Raw genomic sequence first — 22,174 nt, 5'->3', positions numbered from 1 at the left:
CTGCCACAACCATGAAAACGCGCCCTTTTTCCGTTCTGCTTTCCTTATATGCACAGGAACATCCCGACTGGCTCAGCGCCTGTCTGGAAAGCCTGTGCACGCAGAGCATACAGGCCGACGAAATCATCATGGTACTGGATGGTGTTGTAGGTACTGAACTGCATAGCGTACTGAACAGCTATCAGACCCGGCTGCCTCTGAAAATCGTTCCCCTGCCGCAGCATGTCGGTCTCGGACATGCCCTTAATGCCGGACTGGAACACTGCCGGCATGAATGGATCATGCGCATGGATACTGACGACATCTGCGCACCCGGACGGTTTGAATACCAGTGGGCATATATCCTGGAAAACCCCGATATTGCCCTGTTCAGCGGGCAGATAGCCGAATTCAGCACAACCCCGGAACTAAGCGGCACAGTCAGGCAGGTACCTCTTACAGACACTGCCATCCGCCATTATGCTCAGTGGCGCAACCCGATTAATCACATGGCTGCGGCCTACCGCAAAAGTGCGGTACAGGCAGTAGGCGGCTATCAGCATCACCAGTGGATGGAAGATTACAACCTGTGGCTGCGCCTGCTGGCGGCCGGCTATCAGGCAGCAAACCTGCCGGAAACCCTCGTGTATGCCCGTGCCGGTCACAACATGCATGCCCGCCGGCGCGGGCTGCGCTACCTTCGCAGCGAATGGCAGCTGCTGCGTCTTAAACACCGCCTCAAAAGCCAGCCATTGCTGCCGGCACTAAGCTGTTTTGCCCTGCGTGGCAGCAGCCGTCTGCTGCCGACCAGCCTGCTGGGCAACCTCTACCAACATTTGCGCCTGAACAAATAAAAAACAATTATGCGAAGTTTACTGTCCTATAAAAGCCGTCTTTTCTTCGGAACCCTGCTGGTAATGCTACTGCCACTGGCCATCATGGAGCCTATTAAAGGCTTTGCCCAGGGACGTGCTGCTTTCATCACCAGCATAATTCTTGCCGGTATTGCCCATATTTTGACAACCAAATCTTTATCCGTATTCAGTAACTTTCCCGGCAGAAAATCCGCAGTGATTGCTCTGCCGCATGCTTTCTTCTGGTTTTTCGGCATGTGGATGACGGCCAAATTCTTTAACCTGCCCTATACCGTATGGTTTTTATTCATGGCAGGCTGTCTGTCCCTGTTTCTGTGTATTTCTTATATCTATTACCGCAACAAATTCATAACAACCTACGCATACCTGCCCTACGGACGTGCCAGCAACGCCGACCAGCTTCCCAATGTCAACTGGATAAAATTAACCAGCCCCTGCCTGCCTGAGAGCTCTGTCATTAACGGCATTGTTGCCGACCTGCACGAACCTGAGCTCGACAACCACTGGCAGAAATTTCTTGCCCGGCAAACCCTCAATGGCATGCCTGTCTACAATATTCGTCAGGTAGAAGAATTTCTTACCGGACGGGTTAAAATTCATCACCTATATGAAAATGATCTTGGTTCTTTACTGCCTTCACCAACCTATGTATTAATTAAACGCGTATTCGACATCGTTCTTATCCTGCTATCTGCCCCTGTTACCCTGCCGGTAATGCTTATTACTGCCATTGCCATCAAACTTGAAAGCCCGGGTAACATCCTGTTCCGGCAAAACCGTGTAGGACGCAGCGGCAAAGAATTCTGTATTTATAAATTTCGCAGCATGTGCAGCGATTCAGAGAAAAACGGTGCCCGCATGGCGCAACTTGGGGATGCCCGCGTCACCCGTATCGGACACATCATCCGCAAAACCCGCATCGACGAACTGCCGCAGTTCTGGAACATCCTGAAAGGTGACATGAGCCTGATTGGTCCCCGCCCCGAGCAAAAAGTATTTGTCGACCAGTTTATTCAGGAAATTCCCTTTTATGACTACCGCCACATTGTCAAACCCGGTATTTCCGGCTGGGCGCAAGTTACTCAGGGCTACGCTGCCGACACCGAACAAACCCAGATAAAAATCGAACATGATTTTTACTACATCAAACATTTTTCCTTCTCACTCGATATACTCATATTCTTCAAAACCCTCAAAACCATGCTCACCGGCTTCGGCGCACGCTAACCCAGCCATCCCCATACAAAACGCTACCAGTAAAATCTTACCGGTAGCGTTGCAAAACACTAACAAAAACCACATAGCACAACTGCCGATAAACAGAAATCTTTACATTTGACCCAAAGCAATAAAACACATAAAAGATATCAAAGCAGTGATAAATGATTGCTGCATTTATCTCCCCATCCCACGGCTGTACCAGTAACGCTGATTATCTGGCTCTAGAAAAAACTCAAATACCAAAACTTATCAGAATACACCGATAAAAAATAATTAAACGTATTGTAAGTATATAAATACCTTATCGAATAAATGCAGATGACTAATGTTCTGAAAAAAGATAAGCTACAATGAACTATCACAAACCGATGCAATGCTCAGGGAGCCGGCATGACCCTGTTTCTACCCTTGATTTACCTGCTCTGTGGTCTGATCGCCGGCAAATTAACCCGGGATACAAAACCTGTTTTGTCTCTGCTACTGACAAAATTTATTATCCCTGTCGTAATTATCTATAATATAGCGACCAATTTCAGCAATATGGGCGCGGTATTAATTACCACTATTGTCGTTATGAGCATAATGCTGCTTACCGGTAAATTTCTCCGGATCAATCCGGTAAGCACCCTGTGTTTCAGCTATCTGAATATTGGCTGGCTCGGTCTTCCCATAGCAGCCTCGCTCTTTGGTAATCAGGCTGCCGCAATATTTATATCTGCTTATATCGGCAGTTCTATTGTCGGTAACTCACTTGGGGCATGGCTGCTTACCGGCATCCGGTTCAATATCAGAAAACTGATTCAGATGCCTCCCGTCATTGCCCTTATTATTGGCTGCTTACTATTACCGCTGGGTAAACAAATCCGTGAGCTGGATATAATTTATTCCCTCGCCAAATTTCTGATGAGCTTTCTTGGCATGGCTATTCTTGGTATGTGGCTGGCTAAAAGCAGAATTACACTGACCGACATCAGAAACACCATTCAGACCTTCCTGAAAAAAGCTGCGGCTTATTTCTGCATCCTCTCCGCCCTGCTTGGCCTTGCCTGTCTGTGCCGGCAGAACCTTATTCTGGAAAATAGTGCCGCACTTTACTTATTTTGCCTGCTTCCTCCGGCAGCCAATATCATTGTTCTTGAAACCCACTATCTGGGTACCGGTTACTCCGTTAAACCTATTTCCTGTGGTACTTGTATCAGCATTATAGCTATTGGTATCTATGCTATAGGTATTATGGCAATAAAATTAACTAACTAGTTTGAAATTGTTCAACCAACATACTTTCAGCCATTTCTTTTAGTAATTCGATAATATTTCTCTTGTTTATTATCTACACAGAAATCCTGTATTAAACCTTGTTCTTTTAGTGCTAACAACAGACGACTATAATCTTCACAACATTTAATCTTTGGCGTACCACGATTCCATATTTTATTAAATTCGTCTAATTGCATACTCTTTAATGCCTGCCTTCGCTCTGATACATGCATATATTTATAGGGTAAAGCCTGAATAAATAAATCAATTTTTTTATTCTCTCCTAGCTTTTCAGAAATAAACAATTTATTCAAAAGATTATCTGCAATATCTGTTTTTTGTTTTATTACAATCAATTCACAATTTTTAATTGACTGTTCTACGATAAGACTCTGAATATCTTCATCATGTTTATCATAGTCTTTGATTAAATTCACTAAATCATCTTTATTAAAGTTATACTCCAGTACATATGCCATTATCTTAGATGAAAAAGAATATTTAATAACCGAAACTGGTTCGTTAGTATAGTTCAACAAGTTAATTGCATCATCATCACTAAGTTTTAATCCAAGAAGCTGCAGTGCTTCCCCAAAATTAAACAATTCGGTTTCTTCAGATATTAAATTAAGATAGTCTGCAATATGTGTCTGTAGATATTTTAAAGCAATTTCTCCATCGCAATGAGCTCTTATAAATTTCAATGCCTGTGGGCTTCTCTCAATTGAAACAAAATCAATATTATTATTTACCTGTTTGACAATAAGATTCTGAATATCAGCTTCATAACTCTGATAATTATTAATCAGCCCAGTTAAATCATTAGTATCAAAATTATACTCCAGAACATATACCATTACTGCCGGTGAAAAATTTTGCTCACAAATAGATACCGGGTTATCAGTACATTTCAGTAACCTGATAGCACTATCGTCATCAACTGGTTTATTAATCAGGCTTAATGCTTCTTCATAATCAAATAATTCATTATCTTCTTCTATTAAATCAAGATAATCTGTGAGATTTTTTTGGATAAAATATAAAATCGCTTCATTATCATAATTCAATTTAATAAAATCCAGAGTAGATCTACTTTTTTCTTTATATTTATCATAGTTTAAAAAAGTTATTTTATTATCGACTAAAATTTTAAACTTATTTATAGCTATATTTTCAATATCAAATTCTTCATAATGAAAACCTAAAGTTGATAATATTTCTTTGTATTTATAATTAGTTATTTTTTGATTAATGATTATTACATCAAAGAATTCATCTCTTACCTCCTCATCTTCATCTTTAAAATCTAATCGTGTTTCATTACTATTAATAAATTCAATCAAATTTTCATCTACAGATTCATCCGTTTCTTTGATATGCTGGAAATAACAAAGAATATTTTCTTCGTTATAAGCAAGTTTACCCGAACACAATAATTTTTGCCAAAACTCAGTATTCTCAACCTTATCTAAGCTGGTAATAGGGGTTTGTAAATATTTTATATACTCCAGCTTATGCTCCTGAGAAATATCGTCATGATTTAACAAATACAGCACTTCAGTTTCGTTATCAGATATTTTCTGTTTACAATTGGCCAAGATCAGATGCAGGTAAACATCTATATTTTGGGCAATATAAGCAGCCAATGGAGAATCAGGTTTATTTTGAACACAGGTATAATTTCTATGAATAATATCCTGCTCATCTACAATAGAATATTGTGTAGATAACATTAATTTAATATTAGCAAAATTCAGCTTGTATAATGAGTTATTATAAACTTCATTGAACAAGTCTTTATTTGCAGTTTCATATTTGATTTGTGCAAATTTAATTTTAAGAAATAAAAATTGTTTTACTAATTGTTCTACATCAGGAGCTGCTATATTTAAATAATCACTGCTATTAGCAATATAATTACTGAGACAATTATCATATTCATTAATTTTTTTAATAACTTCCTGAGGTAAGCAATATAAAATTTTTAAAGACAAATTCTGGAGTATATAATCTGGAACTAATTGGCTAGATAACGCAATCTTAAAAAAATTTGGTGAATATTCACTTAATAAATTTACAAATTTTTGTAAATTTTCTTCGCTTGATACTGGCCAGAATACATTAATAAATTTTATATTTTCTACCACCGAGAATTGACATAAGATAGCTTTTAGTTTTTCTGCATAGTTTTCTGATTCAGTTAATAGATAATTAACTAAATCAACATTCAATATCTCTGGCTTTGAAAAATAATCTATCTGATGCTGAAGTTTCCCAATAACTAATTCAGGATTATTCAGTTTATATTCATACTCTTTCTTGATTTCATCCATAATACTACGCAAATAAGTTTTATCAGCTATAGTTAAACTATTAGGATAAAAATAAGTCATATAATCAGCATAAGTTTCATCAATATAGCCATTGCGAATTAAATATTTTATTAAAGAAAAGTATGGACTATTTTTTATTTCTAAAGCTTTTTCATTCTTTTCTATATTATTAGAATTACTCGGATATTTATCAAAAATTTGGTCAATATTTGTCTTATTAAGGATATATTTTAATTTTTTACTTGTTAGCCGCACGATTGCATTCTGAATATTTTCTTTTTCTTTGTTTATTAATTCTATGTTTTTTTTATATTCTGATTGACAACGATCAAGTTCAGATTGTTTCCGATTATCTAATTCATTAAGTTTCTCATCGGTTCTTACTAATCCATAATGGTTATATCCTCTTTTAACTTCATCTTGTTCCGCTTTATATCTTGCTTTTATTTCTTCTATAGATTTATGATAATTACCCTCAATATTTTTAATCTCTAAATCACAATCAGTTATATCTGCTGATAATTTATCCTTTTCTTTCTTAATATAAATTGGTTTATTATTAAATATATAAAATACAAACCCCTGATTCATCTGCAATAATGTAAAATCTAAAGGAAATAAATTTTTATAGACAATTATCGCAAACATTTTATTAGCATTGAGTTCAAGTTTATTATTATTTATATTTGAATAATACAAATGAAATTCATTACAGATGTTTTTTAGCAATCTCATATCATCAATATATAACGATATTCGTTCTAAAAAACCATTTTCTATTTTATTTCCATCTATATAGATTTTTAAAATTGTTATTAGTTGATCATAGGAATTTGAACTATCAACTACAGGAACCACAGGAATAATGAAATCAAAAAATTTTGTTCTGTCTTTGGTGCAAAATATATCATCACGTAACAAATAGAAAAACCTTAATATTTTTGTTTCCTTTTTTTGATACTGTTTTAATTGATTATTCGTTAGCTTATTGATTTCCCGTAATCGTTCAAAAATACGCACATTATCAAACCGGTCAATATCCTCAAAGACAATTACATCTACATCAGCATTAGCAAAAAGATAAACAACCTCATTTAAATACTTATCAAAAAAAGAATCACTGGACTCTGTAACAATTTCTATTTCATTGCCCTGAAATTTCAGTTTTCTGAATATATTTTTATACTTCTGAATCTTAATAATATAGTAAAGAAATATTGCAAACAGACCCATACTCCAGATAGCACTGCTCAGAAGAAATATCTTAGTAGTCAACCCAAGTAATAAATCTTTTAAGCCACTATACTCCAGGGACAAAACAAATTCTTTCCATGTTGCAGAAAATATAATATCCAGCATAAAGAGCAAGAAAATAATACTGCTTATTGTAATTGCCAATAAATCTCTTTTACTAGTAATTCTTTTAACAGCAAAATTGCTTTGTGGTATTTGTTCTGCCGAAATCTGATGAATCAGCTGATTCAGAATTTTAGCTTCGAGGATTGATAATTCATTATTTTCATTTTTGGAATTTGCTTCTTTGTCCAAAACTTCAGATAAATGATTATTTTCTGTACGAAAATGAGCCAGTGATATGTGCAGAAATTTTCTAACTGGTTTTCTATTCGTATTTGTAGTTTGAAGATATTTTTCATATGATTCAATCAAACTACTTTTACCTGAACCATATGCACCTGAAATTGCAATATTTCTAACATCATCATGTTGAAAAACATAATCAAAAGCTTTTTTACTTTCCTTTAAATCAACCTCGGTGTAGGGTGTTAACTTTTGATACTCATATTCTGCTTTTTCATTTTGTTCTGACGATGACTTCGACTTATTACTATTAATTTTATTTTTAGCCTTCAACCACCATCCATATATCTTTTTACACCATGATTTATGCTTAACGTCAGACATATTGAATTATTTATACAATTATACATTAATTTATATTTTAACAATTTAATACTGAAAATCAATATACTAAAAGATTATTTTTTACATACAATCTATTTTGACAAAGAATCAATTCCGATATATTTCCAGTTAAGCTATGAAATTTTAAATTTAATATATATCAGTTACCGATTCTAATTCGAAAATTACTAAAAAGTAATTATGTCAAACTGCACAAATAGATTCAATTTCATAGACACAAGTTTCTTGCACGGAATACTTCAACAGTATTTCCGTTCTTAATATCCCTAAGACAGCTGATAGTTATACCGGTTAATAACCGTATCTACTCTAAATTCAATACTATAAACTGACTATCATCCACCCAGTATTTTCAATGTTTTAATTATCTGTATTCTAATTATCATTATTCAGGGGATGATCAAACAACCATGAATTAATCAGAGCTAATGGTTCTCTAATAAGAGAAATATAGTTCCTGTAATTTCTGAAACTTAAAGGTGCAGATAAGCCGGATACATCTTTTATTCCTGATCTTTTAGCTAACATGATAGAACGCAATAAGTGAAAATCATTGGTAACTACCACGGTTTTACCTAATGGTAATACTTTATTCGCATAAACAAACTGCTGAGCAGTACGTGTTGATTTATCTTCAAGATAAACCCTTGAGGCATCAATCCCGTTATCAATTAAATAACCAGCCATAACACTTGCTTCTGTTGCCGGTTCCCCTTCTCCTTGTCCTCCGCAAACAACTACTTTGGTATTAGGGTTATTTTTCAAATAAACCAGAGCTTTATCTAAACGCCCTTTTAAAACAGGATGAGGTACTGCAGGATTACCCATTACCTGAGCACCTAAGATAACCATAGTATCAGCATTGTCTGCTGCTTTTTGCCGGGCGTAGAGATGAATAATGACATTACAGATAATAAAATAAGCTAAAACAATTATTACAAACCAATGAACCAATTTATAAATATTCATAATGCTTTTATTCATAACTATCCGTAAAATAATTGTTAATCAGTTCTATAAATTGAAAACAAATAACGCTATAACGTAAAATATGCCAGGAACTATAGCAACTAATCAGCATTTTATCCACAATAACAGCTACGATTTTATTAGTCATAGTTTTGCAATGAATATCCAAACATAATTCCTGTCTCCTGCTATTAATTGATAACCGCTGATAAAACTACCATGATTATTCAAGAGACAGCTTTTGCTTCAATTGCGCTGCGCAATCTCTGGCCATCTGTTTAAACTCATCAGCTTCAGCTTTTAAAAATAGTTTATCTGTAAATTGTTCAAATTCTTCCAAATTACCTATCAGACTCCCATTGTAAACAAGTTTTATTTCTCCCTGTAAATAAACTGTAAAAATAAAGGCTTTTATTGAATGGCATTTTTTATAAACTATATTTTTTATTTTTTTTATATCCAGTTCAATTGAGCCAAACATTAAATCTTCCGGCAATACACTGATTTTAGTATTCCTGATAGATAACTGCCTTTTTACAAATAAATTTTTTGGTAATTGCTTAATATTAGTGTCTTGCAAGTATAAATCGCCATTTAATTTTAAATTGTCTGGCAATTTTTTAATTGAGGAAGAACTCAGCCAGAGATCTCCTTCTACTTTTAAATCAGAAGGTAATGTTTTAACTCTGGTATTACTCAAAAACAACTCATTTTTTACAAATAAATTTTTTGGAAGCTTCTTAATCTTCGTTCTGAATAAATCTAAAGTTCCATTCACATTTAAATTATCCGGAATTTTTTTAATCTTTGTATTATGTAAGTCTAAATCACCGCCAATATGTAAATTTTTCGGTAATTTTTTTAGTTTTGAAGAACTTAAATTAAGATTACCGGCAACTTTTAAATTCTCAGGCAATGTTTCGATTCTGGTACAGCTCAGATCAAGATATCCGCCAACAGTCAAATTATCCGGCAACTTTTTTATAGGGACATAACGTAAAGTCAGATCACCTTTTAATTCAAGATTATCCGGTAGCTGTTTTATTTCGGTATAACTCAGATATAAACTGTTTTTTACTTCTATATTGGCAGGCAGTTGTTTTATCTTGGCACCATCTAAACCCAGACTTGTGCATTGTACATTTGAATGCTTTAATAATTTTTTGACTTTAATAGCGCGCAATCCCAGATATCCGTTTACAATCAGATTATCCGGCAACTTTTTGATTTTTGTAAAACCCAAATCCAAATAATCGTTAACAGTTAAATTATCTGGTAACTTTCTAATTTTAGAGCCTCCTAAAGCAATGCCACCAGTTACTGTTAAATCTTTTGGTATTTTTTGTATTCTGGTACCGTATAAATCCAACTTACCCCCAACCTTTAAATTTCCAGGTAACTTTTTAATTCGGGTATCACTTAAATCTAAATCACCCATAATGTCAAAATTATCTGGCAATTTTTTTACTTTGGTTCCGCATAAATTTAAATTGCCGCTTACAGATAAATTTTCAGGTAGTTTTTTAATTCTGGTACGGGCAATGTTCAGATCACCCTGTATATTAAGATTATCCGGCAATCTGTCAATTTTCGTATCTGACAAATTTAAAGAGCCAGCTACATCGAATCTTTCCGGTATATAGCAAAAATGCGAATCACTCAAATCCAAATTTCCTTTTACTTTCAGATTATCAGGTAAGGATTTAACAGGTGTTTGTTCTAAATTCAAATCTCCATTTACGGTTAAATTATCTGGTAATGATGCAATTCTGGTACGTAATAAATCTATAGAGCCTTTTACATTTAAATTTTTCGGCCACGCTTTAATCTTAGTTGCGCGCGCACATAAATCACCATTTACGGTTAAATTATCCGGCAATTTTTTTATTGTTGTTAATCGCAAATTGAGATTACCGTTAATAATAAGATTATCCGGTAAATGTTTGATTCTCACTTCAGCCAGATTAAGAGATTCCAATATTGTGATTGAATTATCCCCAATACTGTATTTAATCTGCTGTGTATTTAAATATGTGATAAATTGTTCCATAACTTATTTCTCTGTGTTTTTAGCTTAAGTCACTTAATACAAATCAATTGGATGGAGTTGAATTAAAAACAGTACAAAATATGTTTATGCTATTTTTAATAAATTACTGCCGGCCAAATATATCTGAGTCACGTACTGGCAAATTCAGCATTTTTTGCAGCTGCCAGCCAGTACTTTGTACATTAAGTTAATTAATTCTGATTTTTTTCTGCAATTCCTCTACGCAATCTCTGGCTGCCTGTTTAAGCTTACCTGCCTGCGGGTCAAGAAATCTCTGGTTAACAAATCGCTCATATTCTTTCAGATTACCAATCAGGGATTTATTCTGAAAAATTTTATATTCACCATTCAAATAAGCTGCAAAGATAGTTTTTCTTTTAGCTGTACAATTTTTCCGGTAAGCAATATTTTTAATCTTTTTAAGATCAAGACTTAACCATTTAAGCTCAAGATTTTCCGGCAGATATCTGATTTGAGTTTTTCTCAGGTCGATGCCTTCTTCAAGTTTCAGATTATCGGGTATTTTTTTAATTTTGGTATTATTTAACAGCAGTTTTTTACCGACCTGCAAATTTTTGGGTAACTTGTTAATTCGGCTATAGCTTAACTCCAGGCAATCCTGAACATAAAGTGTATCCGGTAAGTGAGAAATTTTAGTTACATTCATAAATAAATTTTTTATCTGAGTAAAATTTTCAGGTAGTTTTTTTACCTTAGTGCGAGTTAAATTTAACCCATTAACTACATTAAAATGGTTGGGAATTTTTTTAATTTTGGTACCCCACACGTCTAACTCACCTCTCACAGAAAGACTTTTAGGTAATTTTTTAATCAATGTATAATCAACAGATAATTGACCACCAACACGCAGATTTTCAGGCAATTTTTTAATTGTCGCCTCAGACAAACTGAGATTTCCGTTTATACGCATATTATCCGGTAATTTTTTGATTTCGCAGTTATTCAGATACAGATTAGATTTTATTTTTAAATTCTCTGGTATTTTCTTAATTTTATTATTACTCAGATCCAGACTAGAGCAAGTACCTTTAAAATTTTTAAGTAATTTATTGATTTTAGTTGATTTTAATATCAAACAGCCTTTTACTTTTAAATTTTTTGGCAATTTTTTGATTTTTGTTTCTGCTAAATCCAGATCGCCGTTAACTTTAAGATTATTTGGTAATTTTTTAATTTCTGAATACCATAGTTTCAAATTATCTTTTACCTGAATATCCTTTGGTAATTTCCTAATTTTTAGATAACTTAGATTTAAACTACCATCCACTCTCAGGTTTTCAGGTAACTTGGTAATATGAGTACTATTTACATTAAGATCGCCGGTTATATGCAGATTTGCGGGCAAGGTACTGATAGCGCAACTTCCCAAATTAAGACTACCTTTTATACTAAACCTTTCCGGTAATCTGGTAATTCTGGTTGAAGAGACATCTAAATCCCCGGCAACAGTCAAATTTTCTGGCAACTTCACTATATAAGTATTCTGTAAATATAAATTGCCGTCTATCATTAAATTGTCTGGTAGCGACTGAATATAACTAAAGGATAAATCCAGCCCACCGCCTATAATGAGCTTTTCCGGTAATGTAATTATTTTGGTATAAGAGGCATTCAGTTGTCCATGGACCACCAGATTGTCCGGTAATATACTGATTTCTGTACCGGATAGATTCAGATCCCCATAGACAATCAGATTATCCGGTAAATTTCTGATTTTTGTTTCAGAAATATCCAGATTGCCTTTAATAATTAAATTATCAGGTAGCGATTTAAGGCGAGTTTGATAAAAGCACAGATTATCTGGTACCCGGATAATGTCATTTTCAACTGTATATTTAATATTTTTTTGATTTAATATTCTGATAAATTTTTTCATTGATTTAGTATGTTAGCATACTGGTAAAAATTAAGGGAAGGTAACTTAGTTGCATACATTTCCAGAAAGCTGGTATTAATATCATGCAGTTTCAGTATATATTTTCAGTATAAATATCTATTTCTAATTAAAAAATTACAAAGCTGAATAAGTACTTTGACTTTATCCGGTCTGGTTTTATTGTCAGCCAGTATTCAATATATTAAGTTTTATGAGTACTGAGTTTTTTCTGCAATTGCTCTACGCAATCCTTGGCTGCCTGTTTAAGTTTACCAGCCTGCGGATCAATAAATCTCTGGTTAACAAATTGCTCATACTCTTGCAGGGTACCAATCAGGTATTCATTCTGAAAGATTTTGTATTCACCATTCAAATAAGCTGCAAAGATAGTTTTTCTTTTAGCTGTACAATTTTTCCGGTAAGCAATATTTTTAATCTTTTTAAGATCAAGGCTTAACCATTTGAGCTCCAGATTTTCCGGCAAATATCTGATTGAAGTTTTTTTCAGGTTTATACCATGATTAAGTTTCAGGTTATTCGGTAGCTTTTTAATCCGGGTATTACTTAACAACAATGTATTACCAACCTGTAATTTTTTAGGTAATTTTTTAATTCGGCTATTTCTCAGATCCAGATAATCCTCAACATTGAGCTTATCTGGCAAACGGTTAATTTTAGTTTCCTCTATTGCCAGTTTTTTTATCTCGGTAAGATTCTGAGGTAATTTTTTTACTTTAGTCGAAGTTAAATCCAGCCCATTGACTACATTAACATGACTGGGAATTTTTTTAACTCGGCAACCCCATAAATACAGCTCACCTCCTACTGAAAGTTTTTTAGGTAGTTTTTTAATCGGTGCCAGCAAAAGAGATAAATCGCCACCAACACGCAGATTTTCGGGCAATTTTTTAATTTTTGCGTCATTCAGATTCAGATTTCCATTTATATTCATTTTTTTGGGGAATTTTTTGATTTTACAATCATTCAAATACAGATTGGATTGGATTTTTAAATTCTCTGGTATTTTCTTGATTTTATTACAGCACAAATCCAGACTAGTGCATGTTGCCCTAAAATTTTTAAGTAATTGATTGATTATTGTTTTGCGTCCTCCCAATGCTAAACAACCATTTACAATTAAATTATCCGGTAACTTTTTAATTTTTGTTCCTGACAAACCCAGATTACCGTTCACCGTCAGATTATCCGGTAATTTTCTGATTTCTGTAAAACTTAAGTCCAGATTAGCTTTAACCTGAATATCCTTTGGTAATTTCTTAATTTTGGAAGATCCCAGAATCAGACTACCATCTACTTTCAGATTTTCAGGTAACTTTGTGATAGGGGTATAACCCAAATCAAGATCGCCCGTTATATGCAGATTAGCAGGCAGAGTATTGATACCGCTTTTTTCCAGACAAAGACTGCCTTTTATCGTAAATTTTTCCGGTAATCGGGTTATTCTGGTTGAAGAGGCATCCAGATCCCCGGTAATAACTAAATTTTCCGGTAATTCCAGTATACAACTATTCTGTAAATATAAATTACCGTTTATTGTCAGATTTTCTGGAAGCAACTGAATATTGCTAGAGGATAAATTCAGCGCACCACCAACGATTAGCTTTTCCGGTAAAACTTGTATTGCGGTACGAGAGGCGATAAATTTGCCCTGAACCACCAAATTTTCCGGTAACACTCTGATTTGTGTACCGGATATATTCAGATCCCGGCGAAAAATCATATTTTCCGGCAGTTTACTGATTTTAGTATGGGAGATATCCAAATTACCGCAGACAATCAGGTTATCCGGTAACTGGCTGATTTTTGTTTGGGAGATATCCAGATCACCTTCAATAATTAAATTATCCGGCAGTGATTTAAGTGGATTTTGATAAAAGCACAGATTATCCGCTATGCGGATAATCTCATTTTCAACTGTATAGTTAATATCTTTTTGGTTTAATATTTCGATAAAATTTTTCATTGATTTAGTATGTTAATCATACTGGCAAGGTTTATTAACCATAACTTAACTGTAAATATTCAGATTCAATCTACTTAGAGCAGCATTAACTGATAAATAATTGAAATTATCATTACATACAGTTTCAGTATACATTGTTTTAATGATTTTTTCAGCACATATGTTTTTTAATAAAAATTAATAAAACGAATACAAATATTCTGACCAGAGCCAGAGCTGTTTTTGTGGTTAAAATAAAAGTAATAAAAAATTAAATAAGACTATATTATAAAATTAATCATCTCCAGTAGGGTAAGTAATTTACTAATATATTAATTTATCAGCCCAATCAAACTGTAACCTGAATCGTAATATTCATTAAATTTTGATGAAATACCCATATATTTACTTTATTTGTATTAATATGCAGCTATATTAGCGTTGTTTCGAGTTTTCTTTATTGATGATTTTTTTGTATTGCTCAAATTCTTGCATTAAATTTTCTTTTGGCATTGTCATCAATCTTTTCATATGATCTATTTCCTTCATACATGCTTGTGCTAAGTCTTGATTTTCAAGTATGAGTTGATCACGAAATTCTTTATCCGAATTTTTATAAAATACAGGAATTTGTCTCAAGCTATAGTCAAAGGATTCTTTTTTTCGCTGCTTTGTTTTTTCAAAGAAGTTCAAATTTTCTTGTGATATATAAGTTTTATTAGAAAATATTGTAAACTCTTTATTATTTGATTCAGACCTTTTATATGAGTGTAAAATATATCTTCTAGGTTGATTATCTTTTTCAAAAACTATTCGATAATGAAATTTACAACCATTATCATCCGCATATTTTTGGTCAATATATACCATATCCCCTTTTTGCTTAACCCATTTTCCACGTCGTCCGTCGTAATAACCCTTTTTTGAATACTTTGAAAGTTGTCCCTTAAGTTGTAAAACTTCAAATGTTTTGCCTTTAACATAAGAACCATATATATCTTCAGCATCAGACCAACTTAATTTTGAGTCAGGAATAACTATATGTTCATATTTTTGCCCATCCATGGAGATAGTCATTTCATCAAATAAATCACCTTTTTCTTCATTACTTAATACTTTCTTTTTAATTGGTTTATCATTTGAAAACCAAACACTGGTATTTAAGGCAATATTTCTGGCTAAATAGTCTTTTTTAGTTAACTCTGTTCTACCATAATTAGAAGTAAGGTCAAAAAACTTATCGGTTTTTATTTCAAGATTTAATGGTTCCACGTTCATAAATCTATTTACAGAACCTTTCAATTTATTGATATCGATTTGATTTTTAAAAATCGGTAAATAATAATCTGATCCGTCCCTAAAATAACCAAATTTATGACTTTCTGATAATTGAAAATCTGGATAATAAAGATAAATACCTTTAAGAACATACTTTTGCTTGTTATTCTTAGTAGGTTTAGGAATATCAAAGTTTATAATTTGATTATTTTTATCAACTTTTAAATTTGTCGCAATTGCATATTGATTTATTTTGTTATACACAATATCCTTATTATCAATTCCCAAAATATCCCTTAATGATAAAAATGGTGATGGCCTATTTGTTGTCTTTTTTTTGATGATGGAGCCTGTTTTATCAATTATAGGCTCATAATTTGCTATTATTTTAATATTCTTTTTCGGAAAATTTTGTTTAATATCTTCATTTTCTGCATGAGTTAAATAAGGATTATAAAAATCATCAATTTGTAAACTGACATGTAAAGATTCCTTGGCGTCAGAACTATTTATTAACTGGTTCTCAGCTATACTTACACTTTTGTAGTGTTTAGCACATGAACTTAGTAAAAAAGCCAGCAGCAACGAGGTTATTATAAATATTATTCTTTTCATATACAGTCAACTAATTAAATATTTGATATTATTAAAATAAAAAATATCGGTCTAATAAATTAGAGCAAGAACTTAGTAAAAAAATCATCAACAACGAAGTTATTAAAAATATTATTTTTTTCATATACATCTGCATAATTAAATACTCCATATTATTAAGTAGATGACTAAATACAAAATGCTAATCTAATAATCACAAGCTGATATTTGGTATTCACAATATTTGCATACTATACTGTTAAACTAGTTTAAATACAACATTGATATAAAAATCGGTTAAATAATATAGACCGATCCTGCTATTTACAAATTGCTTAATTTATCCGAAGTGTATAAATAGTGCCGAATCCGGTTTAAAGCTATCTTTAAATTCATCTAATACAACAGACGCAGGCGAGCTATGATCGCCTTGTACCACAATTTCTGTATATCTTTAAAAGCACTAGTGTTGATTTCGCTAGCTAAAATCTAAAAAACTGATTCTGCAGATTTAAATTGAGACAGACATTTTGCCGGTCTTTAAATAAAGGCTGTTTACAATCATAGTTATTTTCACTTTGTGTATCTTTTTCAGAATAATGATGAGTATTAAGAGTTAACCGATAGAAAAATGACTTATCCTTAACTTGCTTATTAACAGCCGCAATATCATGCACAAATATTAATGTCTCAATCTTCCGATTATGAAGAACATTGTTAAAATCAAAAAAGTTATTTTAGTTTTTAAAATGTATATTATTAAATAATAAATATAAACTTTCAATTTATTAATTAGTTATATATTTATCAGTAGCCGGTTTTCAGCAAATATTCAATCTGATTTTTTATCTGCTATATCTGCATAATGGTTTATCTGGTTTTATTTGCCGCTGTATTTCAAGTCATATTTCTATCAGATTTCTGTTTTATCACTCCTGTCCAGTTCAGTTATTGCCGTTTGAACAGAAATAACTTTTGTCAGAGGTACCGGATATTTTTTGTTGTGTCACCTCATCTGTGCGGCTCAGCACTTTACTGTTGTAAAGATACAGCAGATACCGGTTCTTTTTGTATATCTTCTATCCCGCGTTAGCTTAACTATGATTATAAACAAGATATACTTATGGATTTCTGGTTATTTACATACCGGTTATTTGTTGTATTTCGATGAAAAATCATTACGGATAATTTATGGCTATTCTGGTAACAGGTGGTGCCGGCTTTATTGGCTCTCACACAACTGTACAATTACTTAATGCCGGCTACAATGTGATTATTATTGATAATCTGTGTAATGCATCGCCAGTGGTACTCGAGCGTTTAAAACAGATTACCGGTAAAGAGGTAACTTTTTATCAGGGCGATATTCGCGACCGTACGTTGCTGCAACAGGTATTTAAACAGCACAGTATTGAGCATGTGCTGCATTTTGCCGGCTTAAAAGCAGTCGGTGAAAGTGTACGGGAGCCGCTGAAATATTATGATAATAATGTCAGTGGCAGCCTGATTCTGGTTGAAGAAATGGCCAAAGCAGGTATTTTCAATCTGGTTTTCAGTTCCTCAGCTACAGTTTACGGTACACCGGCTTCGGTTCCGATTGATGAAAATGCGGCTACCGGCGGAACCACCAATCCGTACGGAACATCTAAATATATGGTAGAGCGGATGTTAACGGATATACAGGCAGCAGATGCGCGCTGGAGTATGACATTACTGCGTTATTTCAATCCGGTGGGCGCACATGAATCCGGATTAATTGGTGAAGATCCGAATGGCATTCCGAATAATTTATTACCGTATATCTGTCAGGTAGCTGTTGGCAAGCTGACACAGCTATCGGTATTTGGTAACGATTATCCTACTACTGATGGTACCGGTGTCCGTGATTATATCCATGTAATGGATCTGGCGGACGGCCACTTAAGTGCCATGCGCGTTACCAATAATCAGCCCGGTGTACATATTTATAATTTGGGTACAGGGCAGGGTTATTCGGTATTGGAAATCATACATGCGTTTGAACAGGCCAGCGGAAAAAAAATTCCTTATCAGATTGTCCCGCGCCGGGCAGGAGATATTGCTGTGTGCTATGCCAATCCTGAATGCGCAGCCGAACAACTAGGCTGGACAGCTCAGCGCAGTTTGACCAGTATGATGGCTGATGCATGGCACTGGCAACAGCTCAATCCGCAGGGTTACAACAGCCACAATGAAATCTAATTACTGAATATCAGCTTATTATAAACACTTAACCCACTGATATTTCAGTGGGTTAAGTGTTTTCGGTTTTTGAGTTTTGATGCAAAAATTTAACGCTAATCGTTACGCCGCTCCTGAAAGTAGATTTAGATAAAAGATGTTTGAGGTCATTACCGGTTAACTATCTCTAACTAACTGGTGAGTCACATTATAATATAATGAGAATTATTATCAATAACAATTTGGTAATTTTTACAATTTGTTTTTCTGGTCTCTATTCTAACACCTGATCTGCGTATAATAAGTATTCCTGCATTCGCCCGGACAAAGCTTGTTTTCGGTATAATTGCCCACAATTTGCTTTTCTGATTAAATCTTTCTCTGTCTGTGCTTTTGTCACAACTTAATTTTTGACAGCTCATGCCTATCTCTACTCAAACCGCGCAACTTGTTCACCAACAGCTACTGGCCAAAAACGAATTGGCTGTAGCTGATTTTACCCGTGCACTCTCCCTAATGGGAGCACACCATATTGATTATGCTGATATTTACTGCCAGCGCAGTACCTATGAAAGCTGGCATCTGGAAGAAGGCATGGTCAAATCAGGCAGTTTTCAGATTGAGCAGGGCGTCGGTGTTCGTGCGGTAAGTGGTGAAAAAACTGCATTTGCTTACGCCGACAATCTGAATGTGCAGGCATTAACAGATGCAGCACAGGCTGTACGGGCAATTGGGCAGGCCGGTCAGCAGCGCTCAGTGGGACTAACTTCTCTGCCGTCAGTCAAACCGCTGTATGCAATGGCTAATCCGATGCTCAGTCTGGATGCCGGAGAGAAAGTAGCCTTATTACAGCGTGTGGAGACACTGGCAAAAGCTGCTGATCCGCGTATTGTGCAGGTAATGGCCGGGCTAGTATGCGAGCATGAACTGATTTACCTGGCGCGACTTGACGGCCGGATACACACTGATGTCCGCCCGCTTGTCCGTTTATCTGTTACTGTGATTGCCAAACAGGGAGAAAGGCGCGAGCAGGGCAGCAGTGGCGGAGGCGGTCGCTTTGATCTGGGTTATTTTGATGAAGCCATGCTCAAATCATATGTAGATACAGCTGTTGCTCAGGCACTAACCAATCTGGAAGCCCGTCCGGCACCTGCTGGTCAGATGACGGTGGTACTGGGCAGTGGCTGGCCGGGTGTATTGTTACATGAGGCTGTAGGTCATGGTCTGGAGGGTGATTTTAACCGCAAAGGAACCAGTGCATTTGCCGGCCGTCTGGGTGAACGCGTAGCAGCTAAAGGGGTGACTGTTGTTGATCAGGGTAATATTGCCGAACGCCGTGGTTCACTGAATATTGATGATGAGGGCAATGCTACACAGCGTACGGTACTGATTGAAGATGGTATTTTATGCAGCTATTTGCAGGATGAAACCAATGCACGTTTAATGAGTGTCCCCGTGACCGGTAATGGCCGGCGTGAAAATTACGCCTCAGCACCGATGCCGCGCATGACCAATACTTATATGGAAAACGGCCGGCTTAATCCGGAAGAGATTATTGCTTCTGTCGATAAAGGCTTGTATGCGGTTAATTTTGGTGGCGGACAGGTAGATATTACCAGTGGTAAATTTGTATTCAGTGCTTCAGAGGCCTGGTGGGTTGAAAACGGTAAGCTGCAATATCCGGTAAAAGGAGCCACCATTATTGGCAGCGGTCCGGAAGTGTTAAAAAACGTTAGTATGATAGGCAATAACAGTAGTCTGGACAGTGGTGTAGGTATCTGCGGTAAAGACGGGCAAAGCGTGCCGGTAGGTGTGGGACAGCCCACGCTGCGTATTGATGCCGGTCTGACTGTGGGCGGCAGCCAGACATAATTCACCTGAACAGCAAACACCATAACGGAGACAAATTACTGTGTCCGTTATGGTGTTTATTTATGCGGATATATATTTATTTATCGTAAATTACATCTGAATTTCCCGATATTAATATGCATATTCTCTTTGCACTTATTGAAATCAAATCTGCTTTTTTCAGGTATCAGTTATTGATTACAATGATCCGCCAGTGCTGCGCAGCAAATAACCGGAAAACAGCAATCCGGTTGGTATCAGATTTATATTATTATGCTATTGGCATTAATACCAATCTGCATTATAATTTATTACACATTTCATAACACTAATCTGAATCACACTTTCAGGCTGAGCCGTTTCAGCTATAAAAAAATTATGCAGATAAATAATATTTATTTATGTGAATATAGAGTAATATCAGTTAATTATTCTGATACATCACTTTATTATTAACTTTTCTACCCTCATTTATTCAGAAAGTACTCATATGTTTTTTATCAAAAAAAACAAATCCAGACTCAGCCTGAAAAAATTCCTGATAATCAGTTTTTTCTTAAGTTTCAATGTTAATTTGGCCATGGCACAGGATGCTTCAGATGATAGTGCACAACAGGCACGGATACGCATCTTCGGGCAGAATGGCAAACCGACTAATATGAAATACAGTTTTCAGGGACATGAGGTAAAAGAATCAACCGGTGGTACCTTAGGTGGGGCATTTGCTTCATCATTAGGTCTGGCTCGTAACAGCACCATTGGTATACCGGCAACGGCTACTTTGGATACTATGAAACGACATAATCATAATTTGTCTAAGCTGTACTACCGTGAATTCACTATTCCAGCTAATGTACCGATTACCATATCCAATGCCATTATTGGTCTGACCAATGTTAATAATACTCATAACGATGGGAAAATCATTTCCTATCAGCCCTCCTGCCAGAGTAACAAACTTACTTTTGTAGCCGAACCGGGTAAAGATTACGAGGCTATCGCGGCATCTGCATCAGCTCAATGCGGGGTTATTCTGCAAGAAGTGCATCCGGACGGCACAACTACATCACTTATTAAGGGTGATTAAGCGATCTGCTAAAATCGCCAACCAATATAAAAGGCAGTCTGACTGCCTTTTATCAGTTCCGGAATACAACGGGGTAATCATGCTCTGCTCCAGCCTTACAAGCATTTTGCTGAAGGCTGGAAAAATTTTTATTTGCTGATATTAAATCCAACATTATTCAAGTAATTTAATTGTCTGTATCAGTACAACCAATAGAGTATTGTGATATTTTTCTGTTTACTATCAGATTATTGATGAGACCAATATCCAAAATTCTGTCGATTTAACTGCGTATGTTTATCAGCCATATGTTTTGAAAGTTAAAGGTAATGGTTTGAATTGGTATACGCTGCAGATCTTCCGCCAATGTGAATAATATATTTATTGCATTCAGGCTATTTCTGACCAGCTCATATCTGGCCAAATTAGTCCGGAAAAAATCATTAACTTTAAAATAAAAGATTCTTTCTGAACAAATTTTGAGTGTTACAGACACTCAATCATGCATATCTATAACATGCCTCATTTGGAGCTAACCGGCACTTCTCTGAGTGCTGATATCTCTTTATTCAATCCTATTTCGTTTCTGATGATATCTGTCAATTTTTTTGTTCCGGCATTTGTCCGCTTACTTTATACAAAAAAGTGGCTGGATTTGCCGGAATTATTTATCCAGCAAATCCAGCCACTTATTTAAT

13 protein-coding genes are annotated in these 22,174 nt (G+C 34.9%); 7 read left to right on the top strand and 6 right to left on the bottom strand.

The genetic code is table 11. The features are described from left to right. Positions 1-11: 11 nt before the first annotated feature. From H3U82_RS07870 to H3U82_RS07860, 3 genes are all read left to right on the top strand, one after another. Positions 12-833, top strand: coding sequence for a glycosyltransferase (locus tag H3U82_RS07870; protein WP_198210073.1), 822 nt, complete (start codon positions 12-14; stop codon positions 831-833). A 9-nt stretch (positions 834-842) separates the two neighbouring features. Beyond that, positions 843-2,081 (top strand): sugar transferase, encoded by a 1,239-nt coding sequence (locus H3U82_RS07865; protein WP_078475218.1) that lies wholly within the window; start codon positions 843-845, stop codon positions 2,079-2,081. Positions 2,082-2,465: 384 nt separating this feature from the next. Then, complete coding sequence (locus H3U82_RS07860; protein ID WP_198210072.1) at positions 2,466-3,332, top strand: permease; 867 nt, start codon at positions 2,466-2,468, stop codon at positions 3,330-3,332. A 26-nt stretch (positions 3,333-3,358) separates the two neighbouring features. On the opposite strand, the gene H3U82_RS07855 is transcribed toward H3U82_RS07860, so the two are convergent. From H3U82_RS07855 to H3U82_RS07830, 6 genes are all read right to left on the bottom strand, one after another. Further along, complete coding sequence (locus tag H3U82_RS07855; RefSeq protein ID WP_198210070.1) at positions 3,359-7,588, bottom strand: P-loop NTPase fold protein; 4,230 nt, start codon at positions 7,586-7,588, stop codon at positions 3,359-3,361. Between the two features lie 396 nt (positions 7,589-7,984). Beyond that, positions 7,985-8,593, bottom strand: a complete 609-nt coding sequence (locus H3U82_RS07850) for a YdcF family protein (protein WP_084548570.1) — start codon at positions 8,591-8,593, stop codon at positions 7,985-7,987. Positions 8,594-8,801: 208 nt separating this feature from the next. Continuing rightward, positions 8,802-10,628: a hypothetical protein gene (locus H3U82_RS07845; protein WP_096765663.1), complete on the bottom strand. Its 1,827-nt coding sequence runs from the start codon at positions 10,626-10,628 to the stop codon at positions 8,802-8,804. 187 nt (positions 10,629-10,815) lie between these two features. After that, complete coding sequence (locus H3U82_RS07840) at positions 10,816-12,525, bottom strand: hypothetical protein (RefSeq protein WP_198210067.1); 1,710 nt, start codon at positions 12,523-12,525, stop codon at positions 10,816-10,818. A gap of 202 nt (positions 12,526-12,727) precedes the next feature. Next, positions 12,728-14,509, bottom strand: coding sequence for a hypothetical protein (locus H3U82_RS07835; protein ID WP_198210065.1), 1,782 nt, complete (start codon positions 14,507-14,509; stop codon positions 12,728-12,730). Positions 14,510-14,923: 414 nt separating this feature from the next. Beyond that, positions 14,924-16,381, bottom strand: coding sequence for a hypothetical protein (locus H3U82_RS07830; protein WP_084551682.1), 1,458 nt, complete (start codon positions 16,379-16,381; stop codon positions 14,924-14,926). Positions 16,382-17,551: 1,170 nt separating this feature from the next. Between H3U82_RS07830 and galE the strand changes: the two genes are divergently transcribed. The 4 genes from galE to H3U82_RS07810 all read left to right on the top strand — a co-directional run bounded on the left by galE (position 17,552) and on the right by H3U82_RS07810 (position 22,173). After that, the gene (gene galE / locus H3U82_RS07825) at positions 17,552-18,580 is read left to right on the top strand and encodes a UDP-glucose 4-epimerase GalE (RefSeq protein WP_198210063.1); all 1,029 of its coding nucleotides are present in this window, start codon (positions 17,552-17,554) and stop codon (positions 18,578-18,580) included. A gap of 399 nt (positions 18,581-18,979) precedes the next feature. Then, entirely contained in the window at positions 18,980-20,431 is a 1,452-nt protein-coding gene (tldD, locus tag H3U82_RS07820) for a metalloprotease TldD (RefSeq protein WP_198210060.1), read from the top strand. 469 nt (positions 20,432-20,900) lie between these two features. Further along, on the top strand, positions 20,901-21,497 hold the full coding sequence (locus tag H3U82_RS07815) for a hypothetical protein (protein ID WP_084554519.1): 597 nt from the start codon (positions 20,901-20,903) through the stop codon (positions 21,495-21,497). A 481-nt stretch (positions 21,498-21,978) separates the two neighbouring features. Beyond that, positions 21,979-22,173, top strand: coding sequence for a hypothetical protein (locus H3U82_RS07810; RefSeq protein WP_025331780.1), 195 nt, complete (start codon positions 21,979-21,981; stop codon positions 22,171-22,173). Position 22,174: the final 1 nt, after the last annotated feature.

It is taken from the genome of Snodgrassella sp. W8132 (assembly GCF_016100865.1).
Classification (GTDB): domain Bacteria; phylum Pseudomonadota; class Gammaproteobacteria; order Burkholderiales; family Neisseriaceae; genus Snodgrassella; species Snodgrassella alvi.
The sequence above is the reverse complement of the archived record's forward strand: the minus strand, read 5'-3'. Positions and strand labels throughout refer to the sequence as shown.